This is a genomic window from Pseudomonas sessilinigenes (assembly GCF_003850565.1).
GTDB lineage: Bacteria > Pseudomonadota > Gammaproteobacteria > Pseudomonadales > Pseudomonadaceae > Aquipseudomonas > Aquipseudomonas sessilinigenes.
Window position 1 is genome coordinate 1932834 of sequence record NZ_CP027706.1, and the last position, 20351, is coordinate 1953184.

Sequence of the window (20351 nt, forward strand, 5' to 3'; positions counted from 1 at the left end):
ATCAATTATGGCTGTTCAGCAGAACAAAAAATCCCGCTCTGCCCGTGACATGCGTCGTTCCCACGATGCTCTCGAGGCTAGCGCTCTGTCCGTAGAAAAAACCACTGGTGAAGTTCACCTGCGTCACCACGTATCGCCAGAAGGCGTATACCGTGGTCGTAAAGTGATCGACAAGGGCGCTGACGAGTAATCCTTGTCCGCTCAAGTCATCGCGATTGACGCAATGGGCGGGGACTTCGGTCCCCGCAGCATTGTTCAGGCCAGTATTGCTTGCCTTTCTGCTACCCCCTCGTTGCACCTGACCCTTGTGGGTCAACCCTCCCTCCTTGAAGAACTGTTATCTGGCCAGCCGGCTGTGGATCGCTCGCGCCTGACGATTACCCCTGCGAGCGAGGTGGTCACCATGGACGAGAAACCCTCCCAGGCCCTGCGTGGCAAGCCCGATTCTTCGATGCGGGTGGCGCTTGAGCTGTTGCGCGAGGAAAAGGTCCAGGCTTGTGTCAGTGCCGGTAATACCGGGGCGCTCATGGCGCTGTCGCGCTACGTACTCAAGACCCTGCCCGGTATCGATCGCCCGGCGATGGTGGCTGCCATTCCCACTCAGCGTGGCTACTGCCAATTACTCGACCTGGGGGCCAACGTCGATTGCAGCGCCGAGCATCTGTTGCAATTCGCCATCATGGGCTCGGTTGCGGCGCAAACCCTGGGCATCGCTCGTCCCCGGGTGGCCTTGCTGAATATCGGCACCGAGGACATCAAGGGTAATCAGCAGGTCAAGCTTGCAGCGAGCCTTTTGCAGCAGGCCCGTGGCTTGAACTACATAGGGTTCGTCGAGGGCGACGGGCTGTATCGTGGTGAGGCCGACGTGGTGGTGTGCGACGGATTCGTCGGCAACATCCTGCTCAAGTCCAGTGAGGGCTTGGCCACCATGATTTCATCCCGTATCGAGGCCTTGTTCAGGCGCAGCCTGCTGTCCAGGGCTGTGGGGGCGCTGGCGTTGCCGTTGATGCGGCGATTGCAGGCCGATCTGGCACCGGCCCGGCACAACGGCGCAAGCTTTCTCGGGCTGCAGGGTATTGTGGTGAAAAGCCACGGTTCGGCTGGGGTCCAGGGGTTCCAAAGTGCGATTCAACGAGCGCTGATCGAGATCCAGGAAGATCTGCCGCGTCGCCTGCATGGGCGTCTTGAAGACTTGCTGCTTTAGGCGTTTGGCTCTTGAAATGCTTAAATGTGACCGCTCAGTTCAATTGGCCATCCAACTGTCAGTTTCTTGCGTCCACCGCGGTGTGACGTCAATTCTTCGACGACAAGATCATTAGGGGCTTGTTACATGTCTGCATCCCTCGCATTCGTCTTTCCAGGGCAGGGCTCGCAGTCCCTCGGCATGTTGGCCGAGCTGGGCGCGCAGTACCCGTTGGTCCTCGATACTTTCAAAGAAGCCTCCGATGCTTTGGGCTACGACCTTTGGGCACTGACCCAGGAGGGTCCGCAAGAGCTGCTCAATCAAACCGACAGGACTCAGCCTGCGATCCTCACCGCCTCTATCGCCCTTTGGCGCGTATGGCTGGCTGAGGGTGGTGCGCGGCCGGCTTTCGTTGCCGGTCACAGCCTGGGCGAATACAGCGCGCTGGTTGCCGCTGGTAGCCTGACTTTGGCTGAAGCGGTCAAGCTGGTGGAACGCCGTGGCCAGCTGATGCAGGAAGCTGTGCCGGCAGGCCAGGGCGGCATGGCCGCGATTCTTGGCCTGGATGATGCCGATGTGGTGGCGGCCTGTAATGAAGCTGCCCAGGGTGAAGTGGTTAGCGCGGTGAACTACAACTCTCCGGGCCAGGTTGTAATTGCCGGTGCCAAGGCGGCGGTGGATCGTGCCATCGAAGGCTGCAAGGCGCGTGGCGCCAAGCGCGCCCTGCCTTTGCCGGTCAGCGTGCCATCTCACTGTGAGTTGATGCGTCCGGCGGCTGAGCGTTTTGCCGAATCGATCGCAGCGATCAACTGGCAGGCGCCACAGATCCCGCTGGTGCAGAACGTCAGCGCCGCAGTGGCAGTGGATCTGGATACCCTCAAGCGTGACTTGCTGGAGCAGTTGTACAAGCCGGTTCGTTGGGTCGAGTCGGTGCAGACCCTGGCAGCCAGCGGTGCTACCCAATTGGTCGAGTGTGGTCCGGGCAAGGTCCTGGCCGGCCTCAACAAGCGCTGCGCCGAAGGTGTGGCGACCTCTAACCTGAATACCCCAGAAGCTTTCGCTGCCGCGCGCGCAGAGTTGGCCTGAACTAGGAGAAGCTTGCATGAGTCTGCAAGGTAAAGTTGCACTGGTGACCGGCGCCAGCCGCGGTATCGGCCAGGCTATCGCCCTTGAGCTGGGGCGTATGGGCGCTATTGTCGTGGGCACTGCCACTTCTGCCTCGGGTGCCGAGCGTATCGCCGCGACCCTCAAGGAAAATGGTGTCCAGGGCACTGGCCTGGAACTCAATGTCACCAGCAATGAATCCGTGGCTGCGGTGCTGGCCAGCATCACCGAGCAGTTCGGTGCACCGGCTATCCTGGTGAACAATGCCGGTATTACCCGCGACAACCTGATGATGCGGATGAAAGACGACGAGTGGTACGACGTGGTCGATACCAACCTCAATAGTCTGTATCGCCTGTCCAAGGGTGTACTGCGCGGCATGACCAAGGCTCGCTGGGGCCGAATCATCAATATTGGTTCGGTTGTGGGTGCCATGGGTAACGCAGGCCAAGTAAACTACGCCGCCGCCAAGGCTGGCCTGGAAGGTTTCAGCCGCGCCCTGGCGCGAGAAGTGGGTTCAAGGTCGATCACCGTGAACGCGGTCGCTCCCGGTTTTATCGATACCGATATGACCCGTGAGCTGCCAGAAGCGCAGCGTGAAGCCCTGCAGGCACAGATTCCGCTGGGTCGTCTGGGGCAGGCCCAAGAGATCGCGCAAGTGGTCGCTTTCCTGGCCTCCGACGGTGCGGCATACGTTACTGGGGCTACAATCCCGGTCAACGGCGGGATGTACATGTGAGTCAAATGTGACGGATTGCTTCAAAAAAATGTCATACGAGCTGTCTAAAATCCGTTATAAAGCTGCAATCTATTTATAGGCAGATGGCCAACGGGTTTGAGGGTAAAGCTTTCGGTTGAAAAGCTGAAAAGCCTTTCTATACACTTACCCACTGGCCAGCTGCCTGAATTTGTCCATTAGGAGTGAAAACAAGGTATGAGCACCATCGAAGAGCGCGTCAAGAAAATCGTTGCTGAGCAACTGGGCGTTAAAGAAGAAGAAGTTGTTAACACCGCTTCCTTCGTTGAAGACCTGGGTGCCGACTCCCTTGACACCGTTGAGCTGGTGATGGCTCTGGAAGAGGAATTCGAGACCGAAATTCCTGACGAAGAAGCTGAGAAGATCACTACCGTTCAAGCAGCTATCGACTACGTTAACAGCCACCAGGCTTAATCGTTTGTAGTCGTCTTTTGCTGTCATGGAAAAACCGCACTGCCGTCACGGCGTGCGGTTTTTTCTTTAGGCCTGATGCAAAGCGTCGTCATTAGAAAAAGGAGAGTGCTGTGTCGCGTAGACGCGTCGTAGTCACCGGTATGGGTATGTTGTCGCCACTGGGTACTGATGTACCGAGCAGCTGGCAGGGCATTCTGGCTGGCCAAAGTGGCATCGGTCTGATCGAACACACCGACCTTTCTGCCTATTCCACCCGTTTTGGCGGCTCGGTAAAGGGCTTCAATGTCGAGGAGTACCTGTCGGCCAAAGAGGCCCGCAAGCTCGACCTGTTCATTCAATACGGCCTGGCGGCCGGATTCCAGGCGGTACGCAATGCGGGCCTGGAAGTCACCGACGCCAACCGTGATCGCATTGGCGTGGCCATGGGCTCGGGTATTGGCGGTCTGACCAATATCGAGGAAACCAGCCGCACCTTGCACGATTCCGGCCCGCGGCGGATTTCCCCGTTCTTCGTGCCCGGTTCGATCATCAATATGATTTCCGGCTTCCTGTCCATTCACCTGGGGCTCCAGGGGCCGAACTACGCCATTTCCACGGCGTGTACCACGGGTACCCACTGCATCGGCATGGCTGCGCGCAATATTGCTTACGGCGAAGCCGACGTGATGATTGCCGGCGGCGCCGAGATGGCTGCTTGCGGCCTGGGCATGGGCGGCTTCGGGGCATCCCGTGCACTGTCGACTCGCAACGACGAGCCCACCCGCGCCAGCCGTCCATGGGACAAGGGGCGTGATGGTTTCGTGCTGTCTGACGGCTCCGGAGCCCTGGTCCTGGAGGAGCTGGAGCATGCCAAGGCGCGCGGCGCCACCATCTATGCCGAGTTGATCGGCTTTGGCATGAGCGGCGACGCCTATCACATGACTTCACCGCCCGCAGACGGCGCCGGTGCAGCTCGCTGCATCGCCAACGCCCTGCGCGACGCGAAGATCAATGCCGATCAGGTGCAGTACATCAATGCCCATGGTACTTCGACGCCTGCTGGTGACCTGGCGGAAGCCGAAGCGATCAAGAGTGTGTTCGGCGACCACGCCTACAAGCTCGCGGTCAGTTCCACCAAGTCCATGACTGGCCACCTGTTGGGTGCCGCCGGGGCGATCGAGGCGATCTTCAGCGTGCTGGCGATCAATAGCCAGGTCGCACCGCCCACCATCAACCTGGATGAGCCGGACGAAGGCTGCGACCTGGATTTCGTGCCGCACACTGCGCGCAGCATGGATATCGATGTCGTGCTGTCCAACTCCTTCGGTTTTGGTGGGACCAACGGCTCCCTGGTATTCCGTCGGTTTTCCGAGTGATGCACAGCTGGGTCGACGGTCGTCCGGCTGACGCTCTGTCGCTCAAGGACCGTGGCCTGGCCTACGGCGATGGTCTGTTCGAGACCATCGCCGTCAGATCCGGCAAGCCGCTGCTGCTCGAGCGGCACTTGCAGCGTCTGGCCGAAGGCTGCCGGCGCCTGGCCCTGGTGACGGATCCGGAGCTGGTGCGCAGCGAAGTGCTGGCCTATGCCCAAGCCCTGGGCGAAGGGGTACTCAAGCTGATCCTGACCCGGGGCGATAGCCTGCGGGGCTACGCGGCCGATCCTGCGGCGCCGGCGCGGCGGATCCTCCAGGGCGGTGCCTTGCCGGCCTACCCGGCGGCCCATGCCGCACAAGGGGTTCAGCTGTTTCCTTGCACCACGCGCTTGTCCGAGCAGCCCTTGCTGGCTGGTCTCAAGCATCTCAATCGCCTGGAGCAGGTCCTGGCCCGAGCCGAATGGCGCGACAGTGACCACGCCGAAGGCCTGATGCTCGATGGCGCCGGGCACGTGATCGAGGGCGTGTTCAGCAATCTGTTCCTGGTCGCTGGAGGGCAGCTACTGACGGCGGATCTGAGCCGTTGTGGCGTGGCCGGGGTGATGCGCGGCGAAATCCTCGCCCAGGCCCAGCTGCAAGGCATTCCCGTAGCGATCACCGACATCAGTCTCGAGCAGTTGCACCAGGCTGATGAAGTCTTTGTCTGCAACAGTGTCTATGGCATCTGGCCGGTACTGTGCTGCGCCGGGATGCGCTGGTCGGCAGGACCGCTCACCCGTAAACTGCAGGGCATTACCCGCGCACTACTGGATGCTTGATTCGTGAGACGTAAATTATTGCTCCTGCTGGAAACCGGACTGGTCCTGGCAGGGCTGCTGTTGGGTGCAAGTGCCTGGAAGTTGCACTCGGCCCTTGAGCAACCGCTGAACCTGAGCCAGGAGCAGTTGCTGGATGTTCCTGCAGGCTCCACTCCCACCGGTACCTTCAATCGCTTGCAAGCCGACGGTGTCATCGAGGATGCCTTCTGGTTGCGCTTGTACTGGCGTTTCAATCTGCCTAACCAACCTCTGCACAGTGGCGAGTACCGCATGACTCCGGGGATGACGGCCGAGGGGCTGATCGGGGTCTGGCAACGGGGCGAGGTCGTGCAGTACAGCCTGACCCTGGTGGAGGGCTGGAACTTCCGCCAGGTTCGCAACGCCCTGGCCAAGAGCGACAAACTGCAGCAGACCCTGGCAGGCCTCAGCGACAGCCAGGTGATGGACAAGCTTGGGCATGCCGGGGTGTTTCCCGAGGGGCGCTTCTTTCCCGACACCTATCGTTTTGTTCGTGGCATGACCGATGCCGAGCTTCTGGAAAAAGCCTACGTCCGTCTGGACGAGGTGCTGGCCAAGGAGTGGAGCAAGCGGGCCGACGATGCACCCTACAGTGATCCCTACCAGGCGCTGATCATGGCGTCGCTGGTGGAAAAGGAAACCGGCGTACCCCAGGAGCGCGGGCAGATCGCTGGAGTATTCGTGCGTCGAATGCAAATTGGCATGCTGCTGCAGACCGATCCAACGGTGATCTATGGTCTCGGCGAGCGTTACACCGGCAAGCTGACCCGGGCGCACTTGAAAGAGTCCACGCCCTACAACACCTACGTGAATGCCGGTCTGCCACCGACGCCGATTGCCATGGTGGGGCGCGAGGCGATTCACGCTGCGCTTAATCCGGTGGCGGGCAAGAGCCTGTACTTTGTTGCAAGGGGAGATGGCAGCCATGTCTTCTCCGACGACCTGGACGCCCACAACAGTGCTGTGCGCGAGTTTCAACTCAAGCGGCGTGCCGATTACCGTTCCAGTCCGGCACCTGCGAGCGCCCCGGCAACTTCGGAGGCCGGAACCCCGGCGGCTGGTGGCGCAGGGGGCGAGGCTGAGCAAGCGCCATCGACCCCGCTGGCGGCTCCAGCAGCTGGCGAGCCCGAACCCGCCCCGAAAAGCCCACAATGAATTTGATCAAGGACTGCCCGTGACAGGCTTGTTTATTACTCTGGAAGGCCCGGAAGGCGCGGGCAAAAGCACCAATCGTGAGTACCTTGCCGAGCGCTTGCGCGCCGCAGGCATCGAGGTCGTGCTGACTCGCGAGCCCGGTGGTACTCCCCTGGCCGAGCGTATCCGTGACGTGCTGCTGACCCCGGCTGACGAGGTCATGAACAGCGATACGGAACTGCTGCTGGTATTCGCGGCCCGTGCCCAGCACCTGGCGACGGTGATCCGTCCCGCACTGGCCCGTGGTGCGGTGGTGCTCTGTGACCGGTTCACCGACTCCACCTACGCCTACCAGGGCGCGGGGCGTGGCTTGAGCCTCGAGCGGATCGAGGCCCTGGAGGATTTCGTCCAGGGCGAGCTGCGGCCGGACTTGACCCTGGTCTTCGATCTGCCGGTAGAGGTTGGCCTGGCGCGGGCCAGTGCCCGTGGTCGCCTGGATCGCTTCGAGCTGGAAGGGCAGGCTTTTTTCCAGAAGGTCCGCGAGGCGTTCCTCAAGCGCGCTGCTGGCGCCCCGCAACGTTACTTCCTGGTCGACGCGGCGCAGCCCCTGGCCCAGGTCCAGCAATCCCTGGATGCCCTGTTGCCTCGCTTGCTGGAGCGCGCCCGTGGCTGACGTCTTTCCCTGGCAGGCGAGCCTCTGGCAGCAATTGGCCGGGCGTACCCAGCATGCCCATGCCTATCTCCTGCATGGCCCTGCGGGGATCGGCAAGCGAGCCCTGGCCGAGCGCCTGATGGCGCGCTTGCTGTGCCAGAAGCCACAAGGGCTGGACGCCTGTGGGCAATGCAAGTCCTGCCTGCTGCTGCAGGCGGGCAGCCATCCGGACAACTACATCCTGGAGCCCGAAGAGGCGGACAAGGCGATCAAGGTCGACCAGGTGCGCGAGCTGGTGAGTTTCGTGGTCCAGACCGCGCAGTTGGGTGGTCGCAAGGTGGTGCTGATCGAGCCTGTGGAGGCGATGAACATCAATGCTTCCAACGCATTGCTCAAGAGTCTTGAAGAGCCTTCCGGAGACACTGTGCTGTTGCTGGTCAGCCACCAGCCCAGTCGGTTGTTGCCGACCATCAAGAGCCGCTGCGTGCAGCAGGCTTGTCCGTTGCCCAGCGAGGCTATGAGCCTGCAGTGGCTGGCCACAGCCTTGCCCGAATGCAGCGAAGAGGAGCGAGTGGAGCTGTTGACCCTGGCTGCCGGTTCGCCCCTGGCTGCCGCCGGATTGCAGGCCCAGGGCGTTCGTGAGCAGCGTGCGCAGGTAGTGGAAGGGGTGAAGAAGCTGCTCAAGCAACAGCAGTCGCCAACCCAGTTGGCCGAGTCCTGGAACGCCATTCCCTTGCTGCTGCTGTTCGATTGGTTCTGTGACTGGTCGAACCTGGCCCTGCGCTATCAACTGACCCAGGACGAGGACGGGCTGGGATTGGCTGATATGCGCAAGGTGGTGCAGTACCTGGCGCAGAAGTCGCCCCAGGCCAGGGTCCTGGAGATCCAGGACTGGATCCTGGCCCAACGGCAGAAGGTCCTGAACAAGGCCAATCTCAATCGTGTCCTGTTGTTGGAGGCGTTGTTGGTCCAGTGGGCGGCGCTGCCTACCCGGAACTGATGCGCGGCGCCTAGAATCAGACCTGTTCCCGGCCGGATAACGCCCTCCGGCCTTTCATTCATCGGATGCAGTTGTAGCCCTATGCTTGTAGATTCCCATTGCCACCTCGATCGCCTCGACCTTGCCGCCCATGATGGCTCCCTTGATGCCGCACTGGCAGCGGCCCGCCAGCGTGGCGTGGGGCATTTCCTGTGCATCGGCGTGAGTGCCGACAATGCGGCGGACGTCAAGGCCCTGGCCGACCGCTATGACGATGTCGATTGTTCAGTGGGGGTGCATCCCTTGGACGTGCAGCCGGGGGCTGCGCCGGCCCTGGACTGGCTGCTGGACGAGTTGAACCATCCGCGTGTGGTGGCCATTGGCGAGACCGGCCTGGACTATCACTACGAACCCGAAGCTGCCCAGTTGCAGCAAGCATCGTTTCGCCTGCACCTGCAGGCCGCCCAGCAGACCGGCAAGCCAGTGGTCGTGCATACCCGGGGCGCCCGTGCCGACACCCTGGCGTTGTTGCGCGAAGCGGCATTGCCCAACGCTGGAGTGCTGCATTGCTTCACCGAGGATTGGGACATGGCCAAGGCGGCCCTGGATCTTGGGTTCTACATTTCCCTGTCGGGAATCGTGACGTTCCGCAATGCCGATGCCCTGCGCGACGTAGCGCGGCAAGTGCCGGCCGACCGCCTGCTGGTGGAGACCGATTCGCCGTACCTGGCACCCATACCTTATCGTGGCAAGCCCAACTTGCCGCAGTACGTGCGTGAAGTGGCGGAGTTCCTGGCCATGTTGCGCGGTGAGTCCTATGAGGCGTTTGCCGAACAGACCACGGCGAACTTCAAGCGCCTGTTTCCCTTGGCCAGGGTCAAGAGCGCAATCTGAGGCGCGCGCCGGCGCGGCAAATTCCAGGCAAAAAAAACCCGGGTTCTGGGGGGTGAATCCGGGTTAAGACCATTAGGAGTAAAACTAAGGCACGCGGTCCTTCGGTACCTAGATCGGCGTTTCACTTGGGGGAGATGTCCCGCCGACATTTCAAGTATTGATCACTATCGTATTGAGTCCAGTTACCCCTGCTCGTTTTTTAAACAAATTTGGAATACGAGCGCTTCCCATGAGTTCTCACTTGCCGGGCCTGTTGCAGGATTGCGCATTGCTTCGTTGAAAATAGCCGGATCTGCCTTCTTTTTCGGTGAAATAGGCCGTTCTGGCCGTTTTTTAGCAAGCACTCATCACCCTGGCTACAGAACCGTGCTTGTCCCTGCTTTGCATTGCGACTGATACAGTCGAATCGGGCTTGTCTGGTAGCCCGCATGTTGGAATCGCGACTCGTTGCATTATTTTCGTCGAGCACTAGGCTTTGAGTGGTCATGGGTTCTTGCTGTAGGAAAGGCTGGACCTTGTAGTCTGATTCGAGCCTTTGACTCGCCCGATGTTTGCTTCTGGAACTGCCTTTGGCCCCAGTATCCATGGGCGATAGCGGGTTTTTCAGGCTCACTCCGGGGGCTTCCAGCAGATCGAGTTTTGTGTCGGAAACCGTGGCAACGACGGATGATCCGTGCATTTTGGCGCAAGTTAGGCATAATACGCGGCTTCGATTTTGACCCCGAACAGACCTTTTCTTATGCAGAAAGAACCTCGTAAGGTCCGTGAATTTCGTCGCCGTGAGCAAGAAATTCTCGATACCGCGCTCAAGCTGTTCCTCGATCAAGGTGAAGACAGCGTCACCGTCGAGATGATTGCGGATGCCGTGGGTATCGGCAAAGGGACCATCTACAAGCACTTCAAGTCCAAGGCGGAAATCTACCTGCGCCTGATGCTCGACTATGAGCGGGATTTGAACGAGTTGCTGCACTCTGCCGATGTCGACAAGGACAAGGAGGCCCTGTCCCGGGCCTACTTCGAGTTCCGCATGCGCGACCCGCAGCGCTACCGGTTGTTCGACCGCCTGGAAGAGAAGGTGGTCAAGGGCAACCAGGTTCCGGAGATGGTCGAGGAACTGCACAAGATCCGTGCTTCCAACTTCGAGCGCCTGACCCTGCTGATCAAGGGCCGTATCAGCGAAGGCAAGCTGGAAGACGTGCCTCCGTACTTCCATTACTGCGCCTCCTGGGCATTGGTCCACGGTGCCGTGGCGCTGTACCACTCGCCGTTCTGGAGCAATGTGCTGGAAGACCAGGAAGGCTTCTTCCAGTTCCTGATGGACATCGGCGTGCGCATGGGCAACAAGCGCAAGCGCGACCCCGACACCTCGAACCACTGACGCGCTCAAGCGTTGGATTGCGCCATCAGTGCTCTGTATGGCGCAGTGTCCGAGGAATATACTCAGGCTTGGGACTTGCTGAAACCTGATTTTTGAGTCAGGTTTTGCGCGCCTCTCCCTTCTTACGCCGGAGTCATCCATGATCGTCGATCGTCAAGGCAGGCGCTTTCGCAACTTGCGGATCAGCCTGACGTCTGCGTGCAACTACGCCTGTACCTACTGCGTGCCCAATGGCAAGCGGCTGGTGGCTGCCCAGGACGAGTTGTCGGCCGAGGCGATGGCGCGGGGCGTGGCGTATCTGATCGAGGCCGCCGGTATCGAGCGCTTGCGCATCACTGGCGGCGAGCCGCTGGTCAGTCCCAAGCTGGAATCCTTCATGGCGGCTGTAGGGCAGATGGGCCTGGAGGACATCAGCCTGACCACTAATGGCCAACTGCTCGCGCGCAAATTGCCGCTGCTGCTCGATGCCGGCATCCGGCGCATCAACGTTTCCCTCGATACCTTGGATGCCGCGGCTTTTCGCAGCATTGCCCGTGGTGGTGACTTGGCCACAGTGCTTGATGGCCTCTCGCAGGCGCGTGCGGCAGGCTTGAAGGTCAAGGTCAATATGGTGCCGCTGCGGGGGCAGAACCTGGACCAGGTCATGCCGCTGCTCGATTACTGCCTGGAACAGGGCTACGAGCTGCGCTTCATCGAGTTGATGCGCATGGGCCACCTGGCCAGCGATGGCAATGCCTTTGTGCAGCAGTTTGTCAGCTTGCGGCAACTGCTGGAGCTGATCGGCCAGCGTTACGAATACCTGCAAGCCGAGGCGCCGCTGGACGCCACTGCTGTGCGCTATGAAATCCCCGGCCTGGGCCACTTCGGCGTGATCGCCAACGAAAGCGTTCCATTTTGCCGGACCTGCTCGCGCTTGCGCCTGTCGTCCACCGGCTGGCTGCACGGCTGCCTGTCCTCGAGCAACCGCCACTATGTCGGCGACTTGCTGGACAAACCGCGTCATCAAGCCCTGCCAGCTCTACAGCGGTTGTTGGTCAAGGCCTTGGGCGACAAGCAGGACGTGGCATTTTCCGGTGGCGCCACGGTAATGAAGATCATTGGTGGTTGACCCTTGGGTAGCTGCCATTCCCTTCGATAGTAGAGCTGGCGCGGAAGCTGCATCTCGTGGCAATTCGCCGGTTTTCCGTCACCGGATTTTGGAGGGTAGGATGCGTAGCCTGGTTTTGCTGCTGGCCTTTTTGGCGCTTGGCGGCTGCATGAATGTCAGTGATATGGGCGAAGGGGTGCGCTACCACCTGAGCGATGCGGGGATGCTCGATCATAGCGATACCCGGCGTACCAGTTCGTTTCGCATTCAACCCGATTCGTACATTTTCATCGCCCAAGGGCACTTTGTGCCGCCTGGCAGCGCTTATCCGCGACCTAACGTAGTGGCTGAGGAAGCCTTCAACGGCTTTATCGAGTATTTCCCGATGGTCCGCCGGGCCAAGGCTCCGGAAGGCCTCAATGAAGCCATGGCCGAAGCTCGGAGCCAGGGCGCGCATTACCTGCTCTATGCGCGGTTCGCCAAGGCCGATGACCGCATCGGCAACTCTGACGAATGGCTGGACCAGGAAGCGGTGGATCGCCTGGGGGTCGACACCAGTACCATCCAGATCATGCTGATCGAAACCAGCACTCAGTACCTGATCGATTCCGCGCGCATGCGCAGTCGCGGCGGTTTACTGACGTTCCATGACAACAAGCCGCAAGACTTGCTCGGCCCACCCCTGCAGCAATACGCTCGTGGCCTGTTGGGGTTGAGCGACTGAAGCAAGGAGGAGAGTGGTATGAGTGGTCCAGGCAAGGCCAACGATTTGCTGGCGCAGATTCCCAAGGCTGAAAAGGGTTTACCGCCGGTCCATTCGTGGAATCCCGAGTTCTGCGGCGATATCGACATGCGTATCGCCCGCGACGGAACCTGGTACTACCTGGGTACGCCCATCGGCCGCAAGCCCATGGTCAAGTTGTTCTCCACCATCATCCGCCGCGATGGTGACGACTACTTCCTCGTCACCCCGGTGGAGAAGGTCGGGATCAAGGTCGATGACGCGCCCTTTGTCGCGGTGACCCTGGAAGTAGAGGGGCGAGGCGAGGAGCAGGAGCTGCGTTTTTTCACTAATGTCGATGAGCAGGTGTGTGCCGGCAGCGAGCATCCGCTGCGGGTAGAGGTTGACCCGCAAACCGGGGAACCGGCGCCTTATATCCACATCCGACACAATCTCGAGGCGCTGATCCATCGCAATGTTTTCTACCAGTTGGTGGAACTGGCGCAGGCTCGCGTCCTGGACGGCCGGAGCTGGCTTGGGGTGTGGAGCGGCGGGGTATTTTTCCCCATTGGCGCGGAGCCTTGAGCCGCGCCCGGACTGTTGTAAGAATATATTTCTTGCTCTTGATCCGGCCTTTCATGTATCAAATCCGACATGATCAAACATGTCCGATTCGATAAGAAAAAAAGGGTGGTCGACGAGCTGATCCGGCGCATTGAAAGCGGCCTGATGGAGGACGGCTTCCAGCTACCGGGAGAGCATCGCCTGGCCGAGGAGTTCGGTGTCAGCCGTGGCACCCTGCGCGAGGCCCTGGCTGAGCTCAAGCGACGTAATTACATTGCCACGCAGAGCGGGGTGGGCTCCATCGTCACCTTCGACGGCGTCGCACTGGACCAAAACCATGGCTGGGCCCAGGCCCTGGCCGACAGCGGCGCACTGATCAACACCGAGGTGTTGCGCTTAGAGGCGATCTGTCGTCCGGACCTCAAGCATCGCCTGGGCACTGACCGGTTCATCGCCCTGGATCGCCGGCGTCGCAGCACCGATGGCCGGGTACTGTCCCTTGAGCGTTCGCTGATCCCTGCATCCGGCGAGCTGGAAGGCCTGCCTCGGGTCGGCCTGATCGATGATTCCCTGACCATCACCCTGGCCGCCTATGGCTATATCGGCGAGCGCGGTGACCAATGGATCGGCGCCGAGCCGTTGAGTGCCGAGGACGCCGAGTTGCTGGGGCGGGCCACCGGTGAAGTGTTCCTCAAGGCCCTGCGTACCACCTATGACCGCCAGGGCCGTTTCATGGAGCAGGTCGAGAGCCTCCTGGACCCGCAGCATTTTCGCATGCACCTGCAATTCGGGGATTTGCTGTGAGCCCCATCCAGCGTGCGCTGGGAGCTTTCTACGGACTGGCCTTGGGCGACGCCCTGGGGATGCCGACCCAGTCCCTGAGCCATGAGCAGATCCGCCAACGTTTCGGCAGCATCCATACCCTGGAGGATGCCGGCCCGGACCAGCCGATCGCCGCCAACATGCCCAAGGGCTCGATCACCGATGACACCGAGCAGGCGATCCTGGTCGGGCGCCTGCTGGTGCAGGGGCGAGGCCGGATCGATCCGCAAGAGCTGGCGCAGGGCCTGGTCGAATGGGAAGCCGCCATGCGAGCCAAGGGTTCCCAGGATCTGCTGGGGCCTTCCACCAAACATGCCATTGAGATGATCCTCGCCGGGTATTCGGTGGAGGAGTCGGGGCGTTATGGCACCACCAATGGTGCAGCCATGCGCATCACCCCGGTGGCGATCGCTACCGATGTTGCCGAGCCGCAGGCCTTTGTCCAGGCCGTGGCCCAGGCCTGCCAGGTGACCCATAACACCAGCCTGGGCATTGCCAGCGCAGCGGCAGTGGCCGCGGTGGTGTCTGCGGGCATCAACGGGGCGCCGCTGGTCGAGGCCCTTGCCCTGGGGATGCGGCTTGCCCGCCAGGCCGAGGCGCACGGTTACTGGGTGGCCGGCGCGAGCATCGCTGCCCGCCTGGAGTGGGCCGCGACCTTGCGGGTCGATGGCGACAAGGCCCGGTTCACCCGGACGCTGTATGAACTGATTGGTACCTCGGTGGCCTCCCAGGAGTCGGTGGTGGTGAGTTTTGCCCTGGCCGGACAAGTGGCGCTGGGGCAGCTGGCGGCTTTCGAGGCGCTGTGCCTGGCCGCCAGCCTGGGCGGCGACACCGACACGATTGCCGCGATCCTCGGCGCCATGCTCGGCGCCTGCCTGGGCCTGGACGGCTGGCCTGGCGATCTGATCGCCTTGGTGCGGCAGGTCAATAAACTGGATCTGCAGCCTCTGGTAGAACAACTGCTGGCCTTGCGCTGATTCGCCAAGGCCGTTGCACCGTCGGCCAGCCGCCGACCGCTATGGAAAGCCCTGAGCTCGCCCGCTGCGGCTGGCGGCTCTGGATACGGCCAGGAATGCCGGGATGTTCAGCGACTTCCGAAATTGCCTAAGACCATAACAACGGCAACAGGAGCGTTACCGATGAGTTCATCGACAGCCGGGCAGGGTGCCGGGCAACTGGAGACCCGTGGCATCGAACCCGTCCCCGAGGCGGAGTGCGACGGCCATCCGCTACAACTGTTCTGGGTCTGGTTCGCAGCCAATATCAGTATTCTCGGCTTGCCCCTGGGGGCGACGCTGGTAGCGTTTCGTGGCTTGTCGATCTGGCAGGTACTGCTGGTGGCGTTCCTCGGCTCGGTGGGCTCGTTCGCCGTGGTCGGCCTGATCTCGGTGGCCGGTCGGCGGGGGCGGGCTCCCAGCCTCACGCTGTCACGGGCGATCTTCGGGGTGCGGGGTAATATTGGCCCGACCCTGGTGTCGATGCTGTCCCGGGTGGGCTGGGAAACGGTGAATACCACCACGGCCGCCTTCGTCCTGCTGTCCCTGAGTTCGATCCTGTTCCAGACCCCGGCGTCGGCGAAGGATGCACCTTTGCTGACCCTGCTGTTCATCGCCATTTTCGTGCTGCTGACCCTGAGCGTATCGGGCCTGGGTCACGCCACCTTGCTGCTGATCCAGAAGTGGGCCACCTATGGTTTTGGCGCATTGAACGTGCTGGTGGGCGGGTTTCTCTGCGCCACCATCGACTGGACCGCCGTGTTCAATGCAGCTCCAGCACCCATGAGCGCCGTGTTGATCGGCATCGGCACCATGGCCGCGGGTACCGGTATCGGCTGGGCCAGCTCCGGGGCGGACATGTCGCGTTATCAGCGGCGCTCGGTCACCGCCGGCCGCCTGGTGGCCTCGGCCGCCTTCGGTGCCGGCATTCCGCTGGTACTTTTGATCACGTTGGGGGGCTTGCTGTCGGTGGGCAATGATCACCTGGCCTCGGCAGTCGATCCGATCATTGCCATCCGCGACATGCTGCCGACCTGGATGGCCGTGCCTTACCTGGTCGCCGCCTTCGGCGGGCTGCTGCTGTCGAACAACCTGTCGGTGTATTCCGCCGGCCTCACCGCATTGACCCTGGGCCTGAAGGTCAAGCGTGTCTATGCGGTGCTGGTGGACATCGTGGCGATCTTCATCGGCTCGATCTACTTCATGCTGATCGCCGACAGCTTCTATGGCCCCTTCATCAGCTTCATTTCCCTGCTGGCGGTACCCATCACCGCCTGGGTGGGGATCTTCGTGATGGACCTGGTCCACCGTCACCACTACAGCGCCGCCGACTTGCTGGATGTCAGCCCCACCAGTGCCTACTGGTACCAGGGCGGTATCGAATGGCGCGCCTTCGGCGCCTGGTTGCTGGCGATCGTCCTGGGTTTTTGCTTCACCAGCATTGGCACCACCGCCGAGGATGTCTGGTTCACCGGGCCTCTGGCCAATTCATGGCTAGGCCAGAACGGCCTGGGCTGGGTTGTCACGTTCCTGGTGGCCGGTGGTGGTTATGGGTTGCTGGGCGGGGCGCGGGACCGGCGTGCCGGTTTTGCCGAGAATGCCAATGCCTAGGCTGCTTCATAGCGGCCAGGTCATTGTCGATCTGGCGATGCCGGTGGAATGCCTGCCGGCGCCGGGGGGCGAGGTGTTGGCCGAGTCGGCACGCTTCGATGCCGGTGGCGGTTTCAATGTCATGGCGGCGGCGGCGCGTAACGGCTTGCCGGTGGTCTACCTGGGGCGCCATGGCCAGGGGCGCTTCGGTGACCTGGCGCGCGAGGCGATGCAGCGCGAAGGCATCCAGATGAGCCTGGCGTGCAGTCCTGGCGCCGATACCGGCTTGTGTGTGGTCCTGACCGACGCCAGTGCCGAGCGCACCTTCATTTCCCATATCGGTGCCGAGGGCGAGCTGTCCACCGAGGACCTGGCGCAGGTCCGGGTGGCGGCCGATGATTATGTCTATGTCAGTGGCTACAGCCTGCTGCAGGCGAGCAAGGCCCAGGCTTTGCTCGACTGGTTGCTGGCCCTGCCAAGCGACCTGCCGCTGATGTTCGATCCGGGACCTCTACTGGGCTCGGTGGAACCATCGCTGATAGCGGCCCTGCTGCCTCGGGTGGGTATCTGGAGCAGCAATCGCGCCGAGGCGCTGCAATTCACCGGGTGCCTGGATATCGACAGTGCCTTGGAGCACTTGGCCATGCGCCTGGCACCCGAGGCTTTGCTGGTGCTGCGTGATGGTCCCCGGGGGTGCTGGATCAGCCAGCAGGGGCGACATGCCCTGGTGCCCGGGTTTCAGGTCGAAGCGCTGGACAGCAATGGGGCCGGTGATGCCCACGCTGGGGTCTTTGTCGCGGCCCTCGCGGCGGGCTACGCGCCCCTGGCAGCCGCTCGCCGGGCCAACGCCGCGGCAGCCCTGGCGGTTACCCGCCGGGGGCCGGCCACGGCGCCGGGCACTGCAGAAGTTGAGGCCATGCTGCGGGCTTGCTGATCCGCTTAGCCAGCCTGGCACAAGGCTTCGATCAATTCCTGCTTGCGCATGCGCGAGCGTCCCGCAATGTTCTTTACCCGTGCTTCCTGGAGCAGGCTGTCCCTGGTCTGGGTGGCCAGCGACGCCTTGCTGTTACGTGGGTGGCCCTGGCGGCTCGCGGCTGCGCGCCGGGCTGAGTCGCTGCGGGCCCGGGCCTTGTCCGTCGGGTTCTTGTCCCTGCCGGAGCCCCCGGCCCGCTCGCCGCCGCCGGACTGCTTGTTGACCGTGGCCCAGGCCCTGGCTTCGGCCTCCTCCGGGGGCAGGCCGCGTTCTTCATAGCTGGCCTCGATGGCCGCCGCCTTGCGCCGCTGGGCCAGGGTGTACTTGGCTTTGCTTCCTCGAGTCATGGCGTCTTTCCTCTTGGATCCTGGCAAGCAGGACTGGCTAGATGACAGCGCGAATGGCCCGTTACTGATTGCTGCCTTCGGAGCCCGAGCCGCCGGTGGTGGTCTTGGAGCCGGTGCCGCTTTTGCCGTTGTCCGGTGTCCCGGAGTCCAGGGTGCCGGCGCCGCCCTGGCGGCCGTTGTCGTTGCCCTGGATCCGTGGATCGGTGCCGGTGGCTGGTGGCAACGAGCCTTCGTCCATGGTCGGCGGGTTGATGTTGATCTTCGGTGAGCCTTGGGTAGCCGGGGATTTGGGGCCTTCCACGGGGTTGGTGGGGCCGGTGGAGCCGGCCATGGCCGCGCTGGACAGCAGTCCGGCCAGGACCAGGGCAGAGAGTTGGACCTTGATCATGATGTCGCCTCCATTCGTTAGAGTCGCTACCTGATATTGGTCTGCCCTGGCCCGCGATTGGTGCCGGGTGATCGACGAACGGTGTCAGGCCTGGGCCGCCCGGGATCGAAGCCGGTAGCTCCAGCCCAGGCGGCCAAGCGCGATCAGCCAGTTCACTGTGGCGATCGCCAGCACGCCTAGCAGCAATGCCTGGATTCCGGCTTCGACGATGATCCGTCCGGCCAGCCACGGGAAGCCGAATACGCCAATGAAGTAGGACAGGCTGAACAGCAGCAATGCCTGCGAGGTGTGGCCCGGTGGCGCTTCATTGGCTGCCTGGCCGTTGATCACCGAGTAGGTCAGGCCATAGCCGATGCCCAGTGCCATGGCGGCCAGCAGGTAGCTGGCGCTGCTGTCCACCACCGACAGGAACAGCAGGATCGACACCATCATCAATCCCGACAACAGGCACGCGGCCCAGTACGGATCGCGTTTGACCACGATGCCGGCAATCAGCATCCGGCTGGCGATGGCCGCGCTCATGAAACCAATGAAGAACAGTGAGTAGTCCACGCCCCGGGAGGGGCCATAGCTGGTCTGGAAGCTCGACAGGCCGCCGAACACGCAACCTCCCAGGCCCACCATCAGGATCGGGAACAGGGCCCTGGAGGTCAGTACCCGGAGGGTGCCGGTCCAGGTGATTCGTGCCGCTGCGGTACCCAGGTGGTCGGTACGCCGCTGCAGGTGGCCAGCCAGTCGCCAGAAGATCAGCACACCTAGCAGGCTGGCTGCGGCGGCAAGGAAAAAGCTGCTGCTCAGGGGATATCCCAGGGCACTGGCCAGGCGCCCGAGCAGTGGAGCGGAGCCGATGCCGCTCATCATGCTGCCCGACAACAGGGCGAAGTAGCGTGGGCGCTGCGAGGGGGCGACCAGCATGGCGACGATGATCGGTCCCAGGGTGTAGAACACTCCCCAACCCAGGCCAAGGATCAAGCCGAAGCACAACAGTGCGGGCCCGACGCCGGGCGTCAGGGCGAAGCCCAGGCAGGCGATGACCAGCAGGCTGCCGAAGCAGGCCACCGAGCGCGCAGCGCCGAGCCAGTCCGCCAGGTGCCCGGAGGCGATCACCGCAACGAAGGTACTGAGCATCGCCACGGAAATCACCCGGCCGGCGTCATGCTCGTTGCCGCCGTGGCTGCTGATCAGCAGCGAGAGGAGGAAGGTCGAGCCATAGGACAGGGACAGCAGGTAGCTGCCCAGGCAGAACAGCCCGAACAACGGGTCGAAAACCCGAGGTGACGGGGGCGTGCAGGGGGACATGAAAGCGCCTCTTTGTGCTTGTCGTTGTGCGGGGCTTTCTAACACGTCTGTAGCCAGTGATTGTTCCATTACTCACCGCCTCAGGATCAGTCGGCAGCGGAGTGAATGAGGGTGCTACTGGCCGATTTCCTCCAGCAACTCGCGCCGAAAGCGTTCAAGGCGTTCATGCCGGACCTGGGCCAGTTTGCTGCCAGTGGTGGTCTGGAAGCCTTCGGCCAAGTGCAGCAGCTTGCTCTGGAAGTGGTCCAGGGTGAAGCGCGAGTCATCCAGTTCGCGTTGTCTGGCCCGTGGGTCGGCCGGGTCGTACAGGGCTCGGCCCAGGCGCCCCGAGACATAGAAAGTGCGAGCCACGCCGAGCGCGCCCAGGGAGTCGAGGCGATCGGCATCCTGGAGGATTCGCGCTTCCAGGGTAGTCGGTGTCAGCCCGGCGGAAAAACTGTGGGCGGCGATGGCATGGGCCACGGCCTCGATATCGCTGGCGCTCCAGTGCAAGTCGGCCAGGACCTGCCGTGCCCGCTGGGCCGAGAGCCGCGAAGCCTGGGAGCGCAGCGGCGAGCTTTTTTCCACGTTCACGCAGTCATGGAGCAGGGTCGCGGCCAGCAGCAGGCGCAGGTCGCCGCCTTCCTCTGCGGCGATGCGCCGGACATTGCTCCACACCCGATACAGGTGGGACAGGTCGTGGGCGCCGTCGTCGTGGGGTTCGAAGGCATGGGGCAGCAGGCTGGCAGCCAAGGGTTCCAGGGGCGCGAAAGTCATGGGGCAGGCTCCGGTTGGCGGTGGGGTCGTCACTCTAACCGCTGGCGCTGGTGACGATAAGTGTCGATGCGGCGCAAGGCCGGCACGCAGGGATAGCCGATGGTGGATAAATGCCCGTGCATGTCT

23 protein-coding genes are annotated in these 20351 nt (G+C 62.3%); 19 read left to right on the plus strand and 4 right to left on the minus strand.

Annotated features, from left to right (window positions below):
• Window positions 1-7: 7 nt before the first annotated feature.
• From rpmF to C4K39_RS09255, 19 genes are all read left to right on the plus strand, one after another.
• Complete coding sequence (gene rpmF, locus C4K39_RS09165) at window positions 8-190, plus strand: 50S ribosomal protein L32 (protein ID WP_010447173.1); 183 nt, start codon at window positions 8-10, stop codon at window positions 188-190.
• Between the two features lie 3 nt (window positions 191-193).
• The gene (gene plsX / locus C4K39_RS09170) at window positions 194-1204 is read left to right on the plus strand and encodes a phosphate acyltransferase PlsX (protein ID WP_083235822.1); all 1011 of its coding nucleotides are present in this window, start codon (window positions 194-196) and stop codon (window positions 1202-1204) included.
• A gap of 126 nt (window positions 1205-1330) precedes the next feature.
• Window positions 1331-2269, plus strand: coding sequence for an ACP S-malonyltransferase (gene fabD / locus C4K39_RS09175; RefSeq protein ID WP_124346176.1), 939 nt, complete (start codon window positions 1331-1333; stop codon window positions 2267-2269).
• 16 nt (window positions 2270-2285) lie between these two features.
• Window positions 2286-3026, plus strand: coding sequence for a 3-oxoacyl-ACP reductase FabG (gene fabG / locus C4K39_RS09180; protein ID WP_124346177.1), 741 nt, complete (start codon window positions 2286-2288; stop codon window positions 3024-3026).
• Between the two features lie 195 nt (window positions 3027-3221).
• A complete protein-coding gene (gene acpP / locus C4K39_RS09185; protein WP_004884578.1) occupies window positions 3222-3458 on the plus strand; it encodes an acyl carrier protein in 237 nt (78 codons plus the stop codon).
• A gap of 110 nt (window positions 3459-3568) precedes the next feature.
• On the plus strand, window positions 3569-4813 hold the full coding sequence (fabF, locus tag C4K39_RS09190; protein WP_068577959.1) for a beta-ketoacyl-ACP synthase II: 1245 nt from the start codon (window positions 3569-3571) through the stop codon (window positions 4811-4813).
• On the plus strand, window positions 4813-5628 hold the full coding sequence (pabC, locus tag C4K39_RS09195) for an aminodeoxychorismate lyase (protein ID WP_068577957.1): 816 nt from the start codon (window positions 4813-4815) through the stop codon (window positions 5626-5628). Before fabF ends, pabC begins: the two co-directional genes overlap by 1 nt.
• Window positions 5629-5631: 3 nt before the next feature.
• Window positions 5632-6801 carry an endolytic transglycosylase MltG gene (mltG, locus tag C4K39_RS09200; protein WP_124346178.1) on the plus strand — a complete coding sequence of 390 codons (1170 nt, stop codon included), beginning with the start codon at window positions 5632-5634 and terminating at the stop codon, window positions 6799-6801.
• Window positions 6802-6820: 19 nt separating this feature from the next.
• Window positions 6821-7453, plus strand: a complete 633-nt coding sequence (gene tmk, locus C4K39_RS09205) for a dTMP kinase (protein WP_124346179.1) — start codon at window positions 6821-6823, stop codon at window positions 7451-7453.
• Window positions 7446-8432 carry a DNA polymerase III subunit delta' gene (locus C4K39_RS09210; RefSeq protein WP_124346180.1) on the plus strand — a complete coding sequence of 329 codons (987 nt, stop codon included), beginning with the start codon at window positions 7446-7448 and terminating at the stop codon, window positions 8430-8432. The genes tmk and C4K39_RS09210 overlap by 8 nt, the downstream gene beginning before the upstream one ends.
• An 81-nt stretch (window positions 8433-8513) precedes the next feature.
• A complete protein-coding gene (locus C4K39_RS09215; protein WP_068577949.1) occupies window positions 8514-9305 on the plus strand; it encodes a TatD family hydrolase in 792 nt (263 codons plus the stop codon).
• Between the two features lie 739 nt (window positions 9306-10044).
• Window positions 10045-10683: a TetR/AcrR family transcriptional regulator gene (locus tag C4K39_RS09220; RefSeq protein WP_068577947.1), complete on the plus strand. Its 639-nt coding sequence runs from the start codon at window positions 10045-10047 to the stop codon at window positions 10681-10683.
• A 139-nt stretch (window positions 10684-10822) separates the two neighbouring features.
• Window positions 10823-11791, plus strand: a complete 969-nt coding sequence (locus C4K39_RS09225; protein ID WP_124346181.1) for a GTP 3',8-cyclase MoaA — start codon at window positions 10823-10825, stop codon at window positions 11789-11791.
• A gap of 100 nt (window positions 11792-11891) precedes the next feature.
• A complete protein-coding gene (locus C4K39_RS09230; protein WP_124346182.1) occupies window positions 11892-12494 on the plus strand; it encodes a DUF4823 domain-containing protein in 603 nt (200 codons plus the stop codon).
• A gap of 18 nt (window positions 12495-12512) precedes the next feature.
• Window positions 12513-13076, plus strand: a complete 564-nt coding sequence (locus tag C4K39_RS09235; protein WP_124346183.1) for a DUF1285 domain-containing protein — start codon at window positions 12513-12515, stop codon at window positions 13074-13076.
• Window positions 13077-13145: 69 nt separating this feature from the next.
• On the plus strand, window positions 13146-13859 hold the full coding sequence (locus C4K39_RS09240) for a GntR family transcriptional regulator (RefSeq protein WP_124346184.1): 714 nt from the start codon (window positions 13146-13148) through the stop codon (window positions 13857-13859).
• On the plus strand, window positions 13856-14854 hold the full coding sequence (locus tag C4K39_RS09245) for an ADP-ribosylglycohydrolase family protein (RefSeq protein ID WP_068577937.1): 999 nt from the start codon (window positions 13856-13858) through the stop codon (window positions 14852-14854). Before C4K39_RS09240 ends, C4K39_RS09245 begins: the two co-directional genes overlap by 4 nt.
• A 162-nt stretch (window positions 14855-15016) precedes the next feature.
• Window positions 15017-16483, plus strand: a complete 1467-nt coding sequence (locus tag C4K39_RS09250) for a purine-cytosine permease family protein (RefSeq protein ID WP_068577935.1) — start codon at window positions 15017-15019, stop codon at window positions 16481-16483.
• Window positions 16476-17396, plus strand: a complete 921-nt coding sequence (locus C4K39_RS09255) for a PfkB family carbohydrate kinase (protein WP_124346185.1) — start codon at window positions 16476-16478, stop codon at window positions 17394-17396. The genes C4K39_RS09250 and C4K39_RS09255 overlap by 8 nt, the downstream gene beginning before the upstream one ends.
• Window positions 17397-17401: 5 nt before the next feature.
• On the opposite strand, the gene C4K39_RS09260 is transcribed toward C4K39_RS09255, so the two are convergent.
• The 4 genes from C4K39_RS09260 to C4K39_RS09275 form a co-directional block, all read right to left on the minus strand.
• The gene (locus tag C4K39_RS09260) at window positions 17402-17782 is read right to left on the minus strand and encodes a Rho termination factor N-terminal domain-containing protein (RefSeq protein ID WP_068577931.1); all 381 of its coding nucleotides are present in this window, start codon (window positions 17780-17782) and stop codon (window positions 17402-17404) included.
• Between the two features lie 61 nt (window positions 17783-17843).
• Entirely contained in the window at window positions 17844-18170 is a 327-nt protein-coding gene (locus C4K39_RS09265) for a hypothetical protein (RefSeq protein WP_068577929.1), read from the minus strand.
• Between the two features lie 84 nt (window positions 18171-18254).
• Window positions 18255-19469: an MFS transporter gene (locus tag C4K39_RS09270; RefSeq protein ID WP_124346186.1), complete on the minus strand. Its 1215-nt coding sequence runs from the start codon at window positions 19467-19469 to the stop codon at window positions 18255-18257.
• A 114-nt stretch (window positions 19470-19583) separates the two neighbouring features.
• Entirely contained in the window at window positions 19584-20225 is a 642-nt protein-coding gene (locus C4K39_RS09275; RefSeq protein ID WP_124346187.1) for an HD domain-containing protein, read from the minus strand.
• Window positions 20226-20351 lie beyond the last annotated feature (126 nt).

Coding starts and splice junctions, on each gene's coding strand:
- C4K39_RS09220 (WP_068577947.1), top strand. CDS start 10,045: ATGCAGAAAGAACCTCGTAAGGTCCGTGAATTTCGTCGCCGTGAGCAA.
- C4K39_RS09260 (WP_068577931.1), bottom strand. CDS start 17,782: ATGACTCGAGGAAGCAAAGCCAAGTACACCCTGGCCCAGCGGCGCAAG.
- rpmF (WP_010447173.1), top strand. CDS start 8: ATGGCTGTTCAGCAGAACAAAAAATCCCGCTCTGCCCGTGACATGCGT.
- C4K39_RS09225 (WP_124346181.1), top strand. CDS start 10,823: ATGATCGTCGATCGTCAAGGCAGGCGCTTTCGCAACTTGCGGATCAGC.
- C4K39_RS09230 (WP_124346182.1), top strand. CDS start 11,892: ATGCGTAGCCTGGTTTTGCTGCTGGCCTTTTTGGCGCTTGGCGGCTGC.
- C4K39_RS09275 (WP_124346187.1), bottom strand. CDS start 20,225: ATGACTTTCGCGCCCCTGGAACCCTTGGCTGCCAGCCTGCTGCCCCAT.
- C4K39_RS09270 (WP_124346186.1), bottom strand. CDS start 19,469: ATGTCCCCCTGCACGCCCCCGTCACCTCGGGTTTTCGACCCGTTGTTC.
- pabC (WP_068577957.1), top strand. CDS start 4,813: ATGCACAGCTGGGTCGACGGTCGTCCGGCTGACGCTCTGTCGCTCAAG.
- C4K39_RS09255 (WP_124346185.1), top strand. CDS start 16,476: ATGCCTAGGCTGCTTCATAGCGGCCAGGTCATTGTCGATCTGGCGATG.
- fabG (WP_124346177.1), top strand. CDS start 2,286: ATGAGTCTGCAAGGTAAAGTTGCACTGGTGACCGGCGCCAGCCGCGGT.
- C4K39_RS09215 (WP_068577949.1), top strand. CDS start 8,514: ATGCTTGTAGATTCCCATTGCCACCTCGATCGCCTCGACCTTGCCGCC.
- C4K39_RS09240 (WP_124346184.1), top strand. CDS start 13,146: ATGATCAAACATGTCCGATTCGATAAGAAAAAAAGGGTGGTCGACGAG.
- fabD (WP_124346176.1), top strand. CDS start 1,331: ATGTCTGCATCCCTCGCATTCGTCTTTCCAGGGCAGGGCTCGCAGTCC.
- C4K39_RS09265 (WP_068577929.1), bottom strand. CDS start 18,170: ATGATCAAGGTCCAACTCTCTGCCCTGGTCCTGGCCGGACTGCTGTCC.
- acpP (WP_004884578.1), top strand. CDS start 3,222: ATGAGCACCATCGAAGAGCGCGTCAAGAAAATCGTTGCTGAGCAACTG.
- C4K39_RS09235 (WP_124346183.1), top strand. CDS start 12,513: ATGAGTGGTCCAGGCAAGGCCAACGATTTGCTGGCGCAGATTCCCAAG.
- C4K39_RS09250 (WP_068577935.1), top strand. CDS start 15,017: ATGAGTTCATCGACAGCCGGGCAGGGTGCCGGGCAACTGGAGACCCGT.